This window comes from Sporosarcina sp. Y838, assembly GCF_056786515.1.
The window spans coordinates 1-15,345 of the sequence record NZ_JBXCJD010000035.1; the positions used below are offsets into that span (position 1 = coordinate 1).

The following is a 15,345-nucleotide window of genomic DNA, read 5'->3' on the forward strand; positions in this document are numbered from 1 at the left end:
GAAAAAATTAGCTGGCATGAGTCCGGTTCAATACCGTCTGCATACCAGCCAATTAGCTGCATAATATAAAACTCTAACTTTAGGGGGTCACAACATACAGGGGCGTTCTTTTTATTTTTGTGAAGCAAGCGGAACAGGAAGTAAATCGTGCTGATGTGAATAGGTTGTTTAAAGACATTTTTTCTGTTCTAATGCAATTGAAAAAGGGTTGAGGATTCATGAAGTGGCTAATCAGCGGGATATTCAAATATCCATACGACGATGCTATATATGACCCTACCAAAATAGAAATACTGGAGAAAACCTTTTAGAATGAATTTATTGAAGAGTTTTTATGCAACAACTAGTGTAGCACAGGGGGGGCTGCCCGTTGTCTAACGAAACTCTACTCACTTCCGAATATATGTCTCTGTTATTATGCATTATTCTGTAAAAAATTTCTTGAAGAAAAGAACGTCAGCAAACTAATCACATAGTTTATCGGACGGTTATTTTGTTCTAATCCAAATGATTACACCTGTCAGTAAACTATTAACTATGAAATGTTCCTACCTGAACAACTTAAACACAATATACATATTTCTCAATTTATCTATAGGCCCTTTTGTTGTTGAAAGGCTGGAAGGTTTATTCTAAAACATGTACCTTTATCGAGTTCACTACTTACATGAATGGTACCATTCATTCCTTTGATGATACTATAAGAAACCATCATTCCAAGACCAGTACCTGTTTCCTTAGTTGAAAAATATGGTTGACCAAGACGATTAATTTGTTCTTGTGACATTCCAACACCTTGGTCACTAATATCAATTTGGACTGTATCTTGGAAACTAGACAAGTGAATTCGAAGCTTACCTTCTTTTGACTTCATCGATTCAATTCCATTTTTCATAAAATTGATCAAACATTGTTGGAATTTTTTTCTTTCTCCAATCGACACATATTGATTTTGCTCTTGATTGTATATTTTTTGCTCTATTTCAACTCCGTTTATTGTTGCTAAATGACAAATAACATTGACAGCCTGTTGTATTTCTTCAATAATATTGATCTTTTCATTTTTTTCAACGGCTGGTTCAGCAAAGGTTAAATAATCATTGATGATATCGGTAGCTCGATCTAATTCATTTAAAGTTATACGAATGAATTCTTTTCTTTTTTCAGGGGAAATATCATCTGATAATATTTGAATAAAACCTCTGCTTACTGTCAGCGGGTTCCGAACTTCATGTGAAATACTAGCTGCCAAGTGGTAAACCATTTGGTGTTTTTCTGCCTTAATTAAGTTTTGTAATAAACTAGAGTAAGTACGAATTCCTTCCCAAATGATCGTTGAAATAATAATACCCAACATATTAATAATATAAAACTCCGTGAGAAACAAACCAGTTATATTATCTTGGGGAAAAATGAATTCCAATGATAGACCAATGGTCATACCAATGAACAATAATGTCACTGAAAGTAAAAGTTTTTGCTTCAAATTCATTTTTAAATAATATTTGGAAAGGATGCAAATTGCAATTCCGATAATAAATATTACTAGAGATGCTGAATAAAAACCCATTCCTCCCAATGAGAAACGAATAAGAAGAGCGATACCTAATTGTATCAACCCTAGTTTATAACCACCATATAAACCACCTAAAATAAATGGAACATAGCGTAAATCCCAAAAACTATTTTCGTTTGAATATACCGGGAAAAGCATACACAATACAAGAGAGACAATAGGGAATAAAGCGATTTGCCAACTTTTTAATTCTATTGAACGGTAAGCATAGGTAGCCATATGTAGGATTTGTAATAAACAGAGAGCTAGTAGGATAAATAGAAAGCTGATGAGCAAGTCTTTTGTCATAAGATCCATGTGAGCATCGTCCCCTTATTTTTATGAATAGTCTTATAATAGTGGACGTCTGTTAATTAACCAAATTCAGACAATATATTCATTAATAATCAGTGTTCATACTTTATTTTACACAATTTGCATGGTATCACAAAGAAATATGCGCAAAAAACCCTATTATTTTAAGTATATCTCAAACAAATTATAGGTAAAATGAATGTTGCGAAAAACGAGATAAACTAATATATAAAGGGGAATAATAAGATGACACTGATTCGATATGAAATCTTTTATACTGTAGTCAAATCTGGGAGTCTATAATTCTGTTCGCACAGCCGCAAATAAACGGGTGAACGTTCGGAAAGTGTTTTAATATATTTGTGAACGATCTAATGCTGTGTATTTTTTCATTTCAAGTTTAGCTTTAGAAATGGGTATATTCTCGACTGAATATTATAAATTATTAAATTGCTCAATTTTTAGTTGTTTCAAGTGAAGATCTCTCGGGTAGATACCTAATACATGTGAATGTTATTATTTTTAATATGTAGTATATTTTGGGAGGATGATAAATATGGAAAAACGAATTGTTGGGAGCTTTAATTTAGATGAAGAAGTCTTGTATGCAATTGAAGGATTGAAACGTCAGGGGCATCGTGATACAGATATCATGGTGGTAGCAGAAAATAAAAGTGCCATTCCATTAGTCACTTCTCGCACCGGAGTCATGGTAGAGGCAGATCAACAAGTGAGTACTATAGCAGGTGTTATGATAAACAGCTATTTTTCCATGTTGTCAGCAGGAATGGGCCGTACACAGGCTAATACTCTGTCCGGCAGGCTAATTGAAAGGGGCCTGCCAAAATATACAGCAAACCAGTGTGAAGAGGAAATAAATAAGGGGAAAATAATGTTGCTGGTTGATACGAATACAACTTACGACAGTCCTGTCTATAAAACACAATATGAAACTGAAAACTCAAGAGCAGTCCGACTCCATGAAGAACAGCTTGAAATTACAAAAGAGAATGTCCAAGTTGGAGAATTGCAGCTCCGTAAAGAAGTAGTGGAAGAACAGAGAACCGTTCATGTTCCACTATTTCGAGAAGAAGTATATGTAGAGCGACGTCCTGTCATAGATGGAAAGTTAGATGGCAGCCCTTTTAGAAAGGATGAAATTATTCGCATCCCAATTATGGAAGAAAGAATAGAGGTAACGAAAAGACCTATAATTGTTGAAGAGGTAATTATAGGCAAGAGAAAAATTCAAGAAACAAAACAGGTACAGGATACCATTAGAAAAGAAGAAGCTCGGATTGAGCGTTCTGTCCCTTCAGCAATCGCAGCTGGGAAACTAGTTAACCAAGACACAGTAGGGCACGTAGAGGATATTACAGAAAGCTCTATTTTGATCGTGGAAGGCAATCCCGATATTGAAAGCATAATGGCGGAAGACAAAAAGGAAGAAACCCGCGATAATCGCACAGGCTCCCTCGCTGTACAAGGAGTGAAAAACAAACCAGAATCAGCTGTCAGTAAAAAGGTCGAGGTAAGCGGGACACTAACAGATTCTCCTGTTAGTAAGGAAACTAAAAGTTCTGCATCAATTTCACCAGCTACTTTAAAAAAGGAAGAAGCAATCCACAACAACGAAAATTCCTCAATCGATGAGGAAAATAAAAATAATAAAAATCAAATAAAAAAGAAAAAATAATAATTCTCAGTAATAGGTTTGGAAAGGCTATGCGGTCCTTAGATATTATACAAAAAAAGCAAAAAGGTATAATTCCCTCGGATATTGGGGTATTATACCTTTTTTTGCTTAGTGGTACTTTTTCAGGATCCTAGTTTATTATTTCAAATTTTTTTCCTCTAATAAAATTTGTACGCATATTCATTTAGGCTAAAGCCGCTTTGTATAAAGATTTGCTGGGGACCTTTTCCAAGCTTGTACTCTATTACAGCTCTTAATTTGAATTCAGGCTCATAGGAAATAGATCTATCAGTCGAATGCTTTACATTTGGATTCGCCGCTAAAAAGCGTGTCTGTGCCTAAGTGAATTTTTTTTTCAAATCAAATCCTCCTCACCGCTTACATCTTTGTCTTGATTATATACGGGGATTTTGATAAATACATACAAAAATCCCGAATCGGGGAACAGTTCAAAGTAGGAATAGGCTCTTATATTCATGGCCTAAGTGGCTACTGCCACTAATTTTCCCCGGTGCAACTTTATAAATGTAACACCTTTTGATTCATTGAACCATTTCGGTAAGAAAAGTACATGTTGTGAATAGGTTGTTTAATACTTATTCGGCCAAGATTGGAAAAGATATAACTCCACATGATCTTCGTCATTTCTTTTGTTCAAATGCAATTGAGAAAGGCATGAGTATTCATGAAGTGGTTAGTCAAGCGGGATATTATAACCATACGACGATGTTATATACAAACCTATATTTCCTTTACATTTCTTAATGATTTATTAATACCTACTATATATTCACTGCTTATAATTGAGTTAATAATAAATAAGGAGTGGTTTAATGAAACGAATGATTACTATTTTAGCAGTAAGTATTGCGATGACATCCTTTACTGGACCTGCACTTGCTGCTGAACACGGAGAAGTAGGAAAGGTGATTTCGAAACAGGAACAGCAAAAAATGGTAAACGTAGCACATCGTGGAGCTTCTGGACATGCACCTGAGAATACTATGGAAGCCTTTCAAAAAGGATTTGAAATGAAGGCGGACTATATTGAAATTGATGTTCAAATGACAAAAGATGGGGAGCTTGTCGTTATTCATGACACCACTGTAGATCGTACAACAAATGGAACTGGCAAAGTGGGCGATTTAACGTTAGAGGAAATTAGACAGTTGGATGCTGGTAGCTGGTTTAGTGAAGCCTATGCTGGTGAGAATGTTCCTACTTTTGAGGAAGTATTAGATGCGTTTCGTGGAAAAGTTGGTATTTTAATAGAGTTGAAGGCACCAGAACTTTATCCTGGAGTAGAAGAGAAAATTGCTGATGCTCTGATTGAGAGAAATATGGATCTATCGAATAATAAGAAAATTATCATGCAGTCCTTTAACCATGAATCTATGAAAAAATCTAAAGAACTTTTACCAAATCTCCCTCATGGCGTTCTAGCTGGAGCGAGTTGGGCAAATGTAACGAAAGAACAATTATCGCAATTCGCTACTTATGCTGATTATTTCAATCCAAATATGAACATTGTGACGGATGAACTGGTTAGTGATGTTCATGAAACTGGGATGGAAATTTATCCATACACTTCAAGATCACAAGAACAAGCTTTACATCTATTCGATTTAAATGTAGATGGAATCATTACAGATTATACGGAGCATATCTACTATCATCCTGTAAAAAATAAATAATTTAATATTAGGAAAGCTAGGTAGAGAATTCTTGAGAGAATTCTCTACCCGTTTTATTTAACCATGAAAGGGTGAAACCAATGAAAACACAACCTTATTTCCAAACAACCATAACTAGCGGATCCATCGAAGAACGTGACAGAAGAATTGCTGAATTAACAATTAGAGAGTTTGAAGTTGTGCGCCTTTTCGAAAAAATAGTGGAAAGTGCCAGCAGCCGAACTGGTTTAATTAATGGCCGTCAACTAATCAACCATTCATATGATGGAGGAAGTACTCGTGCAATGTACGGAGCGGTGCTTAGGAGGGCGAATGATATGAATAAAAAACCTAAAACCGTTTGATTACGGTACTTTATAATATCTATTGATTTACACATCCAATTTTTGACTGCACGCGACAACAAGAGGATGCGTATATCACAAACACATCCTTTTCATAGATTCCCAACAACCGTGATCGGTACCTTTTGAACATCTAAATTATGCAATGAAACCATACAACTAGCGTAAAAACTACGGAACGGCAGATTTTATTTAATTTCTACTATCTGTGGCAACCTAAATTTAGCTAAGCTCGTCCAACCTCGTGATTTAACTTGGACAGGAAAAGGGGGGACAGTGATTTTAACATCTGTCTTATCTCCTTGGTGAATGCAATAACATCACTCCCCAAATTATCCTCCTCCAAACTTTGTAGCTGAACAGTGAGAGGGCCATGTGTAACCTTCGAAACAATCACATCATGATAACTGCAATAATATACTATATGCCATTTAACTTTAAGATGTATGGTTACATGAAAATACCTTAAAAGGAGTTGTCCTCATGAATATTGACACTCCCTTTATCATATTGGACAATTATCTGTTTGGTTTAGAGAACTAGAATAAACTTGTATCTTCAGATCTTATATTTTGAGATTTATTATAGAAACCACTTCTTTCACTTTAAGAAGTGGTTCTTATATATCCTTGCAATAAGAGGCACTATCAACGATATTCATACAAAAGCGTTAGGAGCGCTGGAAAATGAACAGGTACAAAAAAGGGAAAGTGTCACCCACAAATCTATTAAAATCCTTTGATTTACATAACTTTAACATTTACTTCATAATACTCAATCATTTCTCCCGTATGCTACTAATGAAGGAATAATATAACTTGGGAGGAATTATGATTAATGAATAAGAAATTTCTGATACCTATTGCTTTAATGAGTAGTTTAACGTTTTCCGCGTTGATCAATTCACCAACCGGGTTATTACTGAATGGTCAAACACATGTGGAGGCTGCAACAATTTCACCAATCCTTATTACGGAACTGTTGCCTAACAGTAATAATGTGGCGGGTTCGTCAACGGATGCTTTTGAGTTTATCGAACTGTATAACAATAGCACTCAAACGGTTGATTTGAAGAATTATAAGTTGGTCTACGGATATCCTGATGGAAAAATGATAGATTGGACGTTTAAAGAAGACAAAGCGATCGCTCCAGGAGAGACTCTCGTCGTGTGGGTCAAAAATAAAGAAAATACGAATCTGGCACTTGTAGATTTTAATACTGAATTCAATACCCAGCTAACGGATAACCAATTTACATACATAGAGTCGGACGGAATGGCAAACACTGCCGAGCGGACGTTATCGGTTGCGGATATGTCCAATAATATTTTCACATCAGCTAAGTATGTTAAAGATGATGTCGTTGTAAATAAGGGCATTCAATACAAAGCTGGTGAAGACGGGAAAACGATGGACATCCTTACATCTTCTGAAGCACCGACACCTGGTGGGTTGATCACAGGCCAAGTCCCTGCTGAACCAATTGTCGAAGATAAGGAAGCGCCTATCATTGCACATCAAGCAATCGAAAAAGTAATGGCCGGTGAAAATTTCAACATTAAGTCCGTGGTGACGGATGAAACAAGACTCGAAAAAGTGAAGTTGTTCTACAAACTAACGGAAAACGGCAACTGGCTTCAAAAAGATATGATTTCTTCTGCAGAAGAAAATACGTTTGAGGCCCAAATTGACAAAGTGGAATTACTGACAAAAAAAGTAACCTACCGCATTGAAGCATTTGATGGACAAAACACAGCCATGACAGATGAATACGAAGTGGAGATTGAAGAAATGGATTATGATCCACAAAATGTTCCTGCCCTTCTCGTGACAGAACTTGTTCCTGACTCGACGAATATCGGATCCCTGGATGGCTATGAATTTATTGAAGTATTTAACAACTCTACAGAAGCTATAAACTTGAAAGATTACAAGATTCGCTACCGTTACCCGGCTGAAGGACCGGAAGCTGACTTGATATGGAAAGCGGATAAAGAGGATATCATCCTGCCTAGCGGAAAAACCATCGTTTATTGGATCAAAAATGCGGATAATCAATCAAAGACTGTGGCTGATTTCAACCAATTCTATAACGTGGATTTGACTGAAAATGTAGACATCACGGAAATTCAATCGGGTGGAATGGCCAACTCGAGTCATCGCGGTCTAACCATTGCAACAAATACAGGTATCGATATTTCAGCTGCTTATTATTACGACCAACCGGATGTAGATGATACGATTGCCAACAAAGGCATTTTATACACGTTCCCTTCAGATGGAAAATCGAATGTCATGATAAAATACAGTAATGGCATGGAAAATGCAACACCAGGAAGCCTGTCTCCGATTCAGACACCAAAGGTTAAAGTTACAGTTCCTGTGGATCAAGCGGCACCGTCAATTACCGATTTAACGGAAGCCATTCCGACGTCAGGACACGAAAATCTGGAACTCTCATTCGATGTAACAGATGAGGTCGTAGTTAAAACTGTGCGTCTTTTCTACAAAACAAATGAAACAGATGAATACCGTATGGTCGATTTAACAAAAACCTACGATTCTACCATTTATACACATAGGATTTCTTCACCGGATCTACTTGGAAGGGAGAACTTGAGTTATTACGTTCAAGTGTCCGATGGCGCGAATGAAGTCACATCGGATGTTAAAAAAATCGATATTTTGTCTGACGACTCGGACATGACAGGATTGAATGTGGAGGATGGATCCTATTTAAGTAAAACGGTCTTGTTGAAAGCCTATGGCAAGGATTCTAGACTATTGGTCGATCAAAAGGACGTTTCGAGCGAAACAAAACCATCGCTTCCAACACAGGCCTATTTCGCCTTTGATGCGAAAAATGTCAATCTTTACTTTAAAAACGGTGTCACGATCGGAGATGAAACACTCCACATTTTTGATGACACAATCAACACCTATACGACCATGACCATACCTGTGGACCCGGATAAATTCACACAAGGGCTCGATACAAAAATATCGATTCGTGCAGGTACAAAAGTATCGCCTTTCGATACGGATTCTGAAGAAAATCGCGATGATTTCTATGTCAAGAATGTACGGCTGGTATTGGCGGATGGCACCACTCTTTACGATTCACTATACAATGATATCGAAAAAGAGCTTTCTGTCGGAGACGGCGCAAGTGCCAAGCCGGTAATCGATTTCAGCTTCCGTTTGCCGGATGAGAAATTTACCGCCAAAGCGTTCACATGGGATACGACGGCAGTAAATGAAGGAACACATATGGTTGAAGCGCTGGATACAGAACATACAAAAGCGGAAGTCATTGTCGATAACAGTGCGCCAATTATCACCCCTTCTATTGAAGAAGGAAAAGAGTACAAGGGAGCCTTTACGATTCAAGCAGAGGTTGAGGATAAATACTCTTCAGTGGAAAGCCTGACCGCGTTGCTGGATGGGGAGGAAATCACATTGCCTTTTGAAACGTCTTCCGCAAAATTGACTCCAGGTGAACACACGGTATCATTCAAGGCAAAAGATGTTGCCATGAATGAAGTCCAAAAAGAAATTCACTTTACCGTATTGGAAGAAAAACCATACTCACCACAAATCATTTCACCAGTAGATGGTTCGGAAAACGTTAATCCAAATGAGACGAAACTGCAAGTGAAAGTGACGGATCCAAGCAAAGACGACTTGAATGTTTCTTTCTATGAAGGACATAAGTATGAAGCGGATGCTGAAGAAATCACGGTATTTGAAAATAGCGCAGACCGGGAACCGCCAAAAGAGCTGATTCCTGCAGGGGAATCGATTGTCACTGAAAAAGCCAAAATGGCTAAAGTGGACGGTGAATACATTGAAACCACTTCTCTGGATAAATTCCCGTATCATCGATTTGAAGTAGCAGTCGGGGAAGAAATCGGTGAAGATGACGAAATTGCTCTGAACTGGGAAGGGAAATCTTTGATCGGTCGTAAAGTATCCATGTACGTATGGAATAATGTAAATGCTTTATGGGAACTACAGGAATGGAAAGTGGCAAAAGACGATCAGAACTTCACTTTACATGGATCTGTCATCGGAAAAGAGTTTGTCAAGGACGGAAAAGTGCAAGTGATGGTACAGGATGAAATTGCGTCCACGACGGAATTCGACTACTCATTCATCTGGATGTCGGATACACAATATTATTCCGAAAGTTACCCACATATCTTCGATAGAATGACGACGTGGATTGCTGAAGAGAAAGAAAACCTGAACTTGAAATACGTTTTCCATACAGGCGATTTAGTCGATAAAGCCGATCAACCGGTTCAATGGGAACGTGCCGATACATTCATGGGGACGCTTGACAATGCAGCCATTCCTTACGGTGTATTGGCAGGAAATCATGATGTCGGCCACAAAACAGGGGATTATGATGAATACGGTAAATATTTTGGGGAAGAACGGTTTATCGAGAAGGATTATTATGGCGAATCGTATAAAGACAACCGTGGGCATTATGATCTAATCAGTTCAAATGGTAATGATTTCATCATGGTTTATATGGGCTGGGGAGTGAATGAAGAGGATATCGCATGGATGAATGAAATCCTCGCCAAATATCCTGAAAAGAAAGCCATTCTTTCCTTGCATGAATACTTGTTGGTATCTGGTAACAGAAGTCCAATCGGCGAAAAAATATTCAAGGAAGTCGTCACGACGAATAAAAATGTAACTGCGGTCCTGTCAGGTCATTACCATGATGCTGAAACACTGGTTGACGAAATCGACGATGACATGGACGGAACACCCGATCGGAAAGTGTACCAAATGTTGGCCGACTATCAAGGGGGACCAGAAGGTGGGCAAGGCTTCCTGCGTCTCATGAAAGTAAAGCCGGTTGATAACACAATCCAAATGCAAACATACTCACCATATCTGGATCAGTATAACTACTACAATCCAGTAGACTATCCCGGAAAAGATGAATTCACAATCGAAACAGATTTGACGCCGAAAGAGAAAGTCGTCGCTACAGATATGTTCAAGGCAGAAGTGTTCACGAATGATCCGATCGGTGAAGTTAAAAACACCAAGGATGGTTCCATTGTGGAAGTAAAGTGGAAAAATCTCGAACGGTCGACTAAACATGGCTGGTATGTTCAAGTAAAGGATTCATTTGGGGGAGAAATACGCTCTGATGTTTCTATGTTCACTACGAGTGACCAAGAAATTGGGAATGGTGGAAATGGTGGTAACGGTAGTGGACAAGTCATTCCTCCTGCTCCATTTCCGCCAGTTACAGGGGAGCAAGTCATTAACGTAACGGATGACCTACTATCAAAATCCGAGGAATCTTGGACTATTAACCAAACGCCGACTTCGGACAACACTAAATGGGTCATTCCAAAACAAATAATGAATAGTGCAATCGTTGCGGACAAACCACTTCGTTTCTTGACGAAGAACGGTCATGAAGTAGCATTGCCAGTGAATGCAGCGAAGCAATTGCAGAAACATAATCAAGACAGCATCTCTGTTGTTTCAAATGTGAAGGTTGAAAAAGAAGCCGCCCTTCCAACTGGAAGGCGATATAGTGATATTGTGGATATTTCAATACTGGCAGGCGATAAAGAAATTAATTCACTCGAATATCCAATCGAACTGAAACTGAAGTTAAATCAAACGGTCAATAAACATGTGACGACAGCAGTCTTTTACGACAACGTAGTGAATGCATGGGCTTACGCTGGTGGGAAAGTAGAAAATGGCTATTGGATCGTTTCAACCAAAAATCCATCCGTATTTACGGTCATGACTGCAAATGTTGCATTCAAAGATACGACCAAACACTGGGCTAAAAAGGAGATTGACTCCATAGCTGCGCGCTTTATTACAGAAGGAAAAACAGCAGAATTATTTGCACCTGAACAAAAATTGACGCGTGCAGAATTTGCCGTCCTTCTGGTAAGAGCACTCCAAGTGCCATTGGAAGACTATAAAGGAACATTTAAGGATGTCCCATCTTCGAAAAAATGGGCAGCGCAACAAATTGAAGCGGCTTATCGCACAGGTATCGTACATGGCAAGGACGACAGGTCTTTCGATCCGGATGCAGACATTACACGTGAGCAAATGGCAGCCATGATGATGCGTGCTGTTGACTATTCAAATCCAAAACTGACGCTGAATTTGCCTCAAAACGACAAATTCAAGGATGACTCGAAAATTAACAATTATGCGAAAAAAGCAGTGAGCAACGCAAACATACTGGGCTTGATCCATGGTCGATCAAACGGAACATTCGACCCCAAAAAGCAAACTACTAGAGCAGAAACAGCGGTAGTTCTATATCGCATGCTGGACAAACTGGATTCAGCTGAAAAATAGGAACTAAAAAGGCTTCCGCTTTGTTGGAAGCCTTTTTCCTGTAATACACGTCATACTACTCATGTTGAATGCTCTGTGCTGCTTGTGAAAGGCTCACAAGAAGATATTAGGAATTCACTGTAGATTGCCCTAACTCTTTCCTCTGACACTATTAGTTCTGTACGTGTTAAATCATATTTCGCATTGTTTACCAAAGGTTTTAAAAAGTCTATATAAATTATACTATTGGATTATTGCAGCACTCGTATTATCAGCATTTGGATTAATGTTTTACTCCGCGTTTACAGGTGACCCGCAAGCCAGCAGAAGTGATTAACACCAAATTTCTAGGGGTGCGTTTCTACAACAAATAGAGGCGCATTTTTTACTAACTGGCAGTTTAGTTTAATAATTTTTGAAGGGCTTTTTGTTTTATATGAATCAGGAAGATTGCAGTAGGATTAAATTATGTAGGAGGAGTTCTCTTCCTCCTGTCGAATATTGGAAGATAGAGGGGAGGGATTTTATGATTTTCGGTCAAGAGGATTTATCGCAATATAATTCAGCAAAATCGCCATGGTTCAATATAGCAACTAACGGTAAAGTTGATATCGGTATTGAACAAGGTGATATCCAAAAAGTCGGTTTGACTTCCGAAGGAATGTACAAAATGGTGGATGAATGGTTAAACAGCATCCACGGACTGTCAAGAGAACAGAAGGGAAATCTAATTAATAAGCTTGAAAAGTAATAGGCAAGAACGTCCTCTACAGGGGCGTTCATTTTATTTTTGTGAAGCAAGCGGAATGAAATGGTGAGGACCGTGGTATAAGATTTATTGTTAGAAAGTTTCCATACCAAAATGATAATGAATTAAAGAAAGAGAAGATTAGGCTCTAGAGATATTAATAGATTGCGATCCATCTAATATTGAAGAGGTTTTATGCGACAACTATTGTAACACAGGGGGGCTGCCCATTGTCTAACGAAACTCTACTCACTTCCGAATATTTGTCTCTGTTATTATGCATTATCCTGTAAGAATTTTCTTGAAGAAAAGACCCCTTATTCAACTAAAGGGTGCTTTACTTCAAGAAGGAGTAAAGCCTTTATACTAATTGAACTAGATTAGTTCAACAAGTATATAAGGGATAACAAAAATTATGAATGACTTAAAATATAGAAATGATAGCGAAAGGTGGAATAGTTGTGTTAGAAATATTTCTTATATATATAACTTCATTCGAACAAGAAAGACTGATTAGAATATATCTACCTAAAAATTACACCAAGGAAAATCAGAGTTACCCAGTGTTGTATATGCACGATGGGCAAAATATTTTTCAGGATAATGATGCAATTGGTGGCACGTCTTTAAAACTTGAAAATTATTTAGATGAAAATGAATTGGAAGTTATCGTTGTCGGAATAGACCAAAATAGAGAAGAAAGAATAAATGAATATTGTCCTTGGATAAGCGGGGAATATAGCAAAAAAATATTAGGTAAGGAAAGTTTAGCTGGTGGAAAGGGGATACAATATGTAGATTTTATAGTAAATGAACTAAAGCCATTCATAGACAATAAATATCGTACATTAAAAAACCGTACTGCAATGGCGGGAATTTCCTTAGGAGGACTTATTTCCACTTACGCTATGTGTCGTTATCCTCAAGTTTTCAGAAGCGTAGCGGTTTTATCTTCAGCTTTTTATCGTAACCAGGAGGAAATTGAAAAGTTAATACAGTGTTCTGATTTGTCACTAATTGAAAGTGTATACTTAGACTGCGGAACTAAGGAAGCTGGAGATGAAGAAATAATAAATAAGGAATTTTTAGCTTCAAATAAAGTCATTTATGAAATCTTAATAGAAAAAATACCAAATGCAAAGTTTGAAATTGTTAAAGATGCGGAACATAACTATTTGTCTTTTAGAGAAAGAGTCCCTGAATTATTTACGTTTTTAACGTCAGTAAAATAGAAATAGTCCCCTAAAAGTAATCATAATACTTATCACCTTGTTCAACTAATGAGGCAGATTAGTTGAAGAGTGTTGTTTAACTTGTGTTCAACAATGGGCCATATTGATGAATGTTATTTAGAGATAAAGGTAGTAAAATAAAGGAATAGGGAGGTTGTTCACATGGGCTTTTCTGAATTTGTAGTCCTGTTGTTGATATATAGTGGGCTTCTGATTTTCTTTTTGGTTCCATTCTCAAAACAAGAGCAATTGAAAGATCATCGAGGACAAATATCCTTTTCCCCCGTTTTTAAGGAGAACTTAGTTGAAATGATTTGTCATAAAAAGGCTCTTTTTGCTTTAGTGTTATTTGGATTGGCGTTAATCACTATTCAGGCAGGGTTTGAAGGTGCAGAATGGCATTACAATGCTCATAGTGGTTATTCTCCGATCAGTAACAAATTACCGGCTTTATACTCTATGGGTAGTGTAGTTATATATACAGTCGTTCTTTTATTGTCACTTGGATATATGAGAACTTTAAAGAGCATGAAGAGTGCAAAATAGTAGGAGTAGAAAAGAAAGCACATATGCAATAATCGGGAACGATTGTTGAATTAGCATCACTTTTCTACTTCAACTAATGGGTGCTTTACTTCAAGAAGGAGTAAAGCCTTTTTTCTTATTGAACTAAAAAAGCAGGTTAGTTCAATAAGGAAAAGAAAAAAGTACCATATCAATTACATTAATATATTGTTAATATTTGAAATGTAAAAAAACTGACATAAGAAAATTGGAGGATATTATGACTTTTGAAGAACTAACAAAAAACAAACCAACGGTAGAATGGAAACAAAGAATGGATGAAGATGATAATCTTTTTACCGACGAAAATATTAATGCAACTAATGAGGTTCTTAATTCTTACATCAATAGCCTAAAAAAACTTGGAGATAATACGACAGAGGAAGACATATTGGAATGTGTTAAAGAAGTGGTAATCAATTTAAATGAACTAAATGAGAAATATGATTACTTTATTGAGACAATGGAGAGAGAAGAACTATGTGATTTTATTATTGAGGCAACAAGTATAGCTGGCTTTGAGTCCGAAGAAGACATAACTGAAGAATGGAGAGAGTGGTAAGAAACGGAAATACTTATTGAACTCCCATGAAAATTAAACTCCAAACTTCGCAAAAATGGCAACACTAAAGAAGACGCAACTCATGTTTTTTTTAAAAAATGCAGCGCCTGGGTTTGGATCGAGTTATTTGTTGGATTAGGAGACTTGCGGTTCAGTAATTGTAACGTTGTATCCTAAGTTTTCGAGCCTTCGAATGAGTTACTCACTTCCGTACCTGGTTTAGGAGATGCGACGATTGTTGATTTACTTTCAGAAGTAGGAAGCTTTTCACTTTATGAAAATCCACGCCA

9 protein-coding genes and 2 pseudogenes are annotated in these 15,345 nt (G+C 37.3%); 10 read left to right on the forward strand and 1 reads right to left on the reverse strand.

Translation table 11 applies throughout. The annotated features are described in order from the left end of the window. Window positions 1–592: 592 nt before the first annotated feature. The gene (locus tag AC1TO4_RS19440; protein WP_482106657.1) at window positions 593–1,873 is read right to left on the reverse strand and encodes an ATP-binding protein; all 1,281 of its coding nucleotides are present in this window, start codon (window positions 1,871–1,873) and stop codon (window positions 593–595) included. Window positions 1,874–2,426: 553 nt separating this feature from the next. Here AC1TO4_RS19440 and AC1TO4_RS19445 point away from each other — a divergent pair. From AC1TO4_RS19445 to AC1TO4_RS19490, 10 genes and pseudogenes are all read left to right on the forward strand, one after another. Next, on the forward strand, window positions 2,427–3,566 hold the full coding sequence (locus AC1TO4_RS19445; protein WP_482106658.1) for a YsnF/AvaK domain-containing protein: 1,140 nt from the start codon (window positions 2,427–2,429) through the stop codon (window positions 3,564–3,566). 573 nt (window positions 3,567–4,139) lie between these two features. Beyond that, window positions 4,140–4,331: pseudogene (locus AC1TO4_RS19450) on the forward strand (tyrosine-type recombinase/integrase); the annotation flags it as partial. Between the two features lie 68 nt (window positions 4,332–4,399). Beyond that, a complete protein-coding gene (locus tag AC1TO4_RS19455; RefSeq protein ID WP_482106659.1) occupies window positions 4,400–5,260 on the forward strand; it encodes a glycerophosphodiester phosphodiesterase in 861 nt (286 codons plus the stop codon). A gap of 80 nt (window positions 5,261–5,340) precedes the next feature. Continuing rightward, on the forward strand, window positions 5,341–5,604 hold the full coding sequence (locus tag AC1TO4_RS19460) for a hypothetical protein (RefSeq protein ID WP_482106660.1): 264 nt from the start codon (window positions 5,341–5,343) through the stop codon (window positions 5,602–5,604). An 837-nt stretch (window positions 5,605–6,441) separates the two neighbouring features. Further along, a complete protein-coding gene (locus tag AC1TO4_RS19465; protein WP_482106661.1) occupies window positions 6,442–11,970 on the forward strand; it encodes an S-layer homology domain-containing protein in 5,529 nt (1,842 codons plus the stop codon). 505 nt (window positions 11,971–12,475) lie between these two features. Further along, window positions 12,476–12,700: a hypothetical protein gene (locus AC1TO4_RS19470; RefSeq protein WP_482106662.1), complete on the forward strand. Its 225-nt coding sequence runs from the start codon at window positions 12,476–12,478 to the stop codon at window positions 12,698–12,700. A 458-nt stretch (window positions 12,701–13,158) separates the two neighbouring features. Continuing rightward, on the forward strand, window positions 13,159–13,929 hold the full coding sequence (locus AC1TO4_RS19475) for an alpha/beta hydrolase (RefSeq protein ID WP_482106663.1): 771 nt from the start codon (window positions 13,159–13,161) through the stop codon (window positions 13,927–13,929). Window positions 13,930–14,091: 162 nt separating this feature from the next. Then, entirely contained in the window at window positions 14,092–14,475 is a 384-nt protein-coding gene (locus AC1TO4_RS19480) for a hypothetical protein (RefSeq protein ID WP_482106664.1), read from the forward strand. 238 nt (window positions 14,476–14,713) lie between these two features. Further along, complete coding sequence (locus tag AC1TO4_RS19485) at window positions 14,714–15,055, forward strand: hypothetical protein (protein WP_482106665.1); 342 nt, start codon at window positions 14,714–14,716, stop codon at window positions 15,053–15,055. Between the two features lie 195 nt (window positions 15,056–15,250). Next, a pseudogene (locus AC1TO4_RS19490) lies at window positions 15,251–15,345 on the forward strand (IS110 family transposase); the annotation flags it as partial.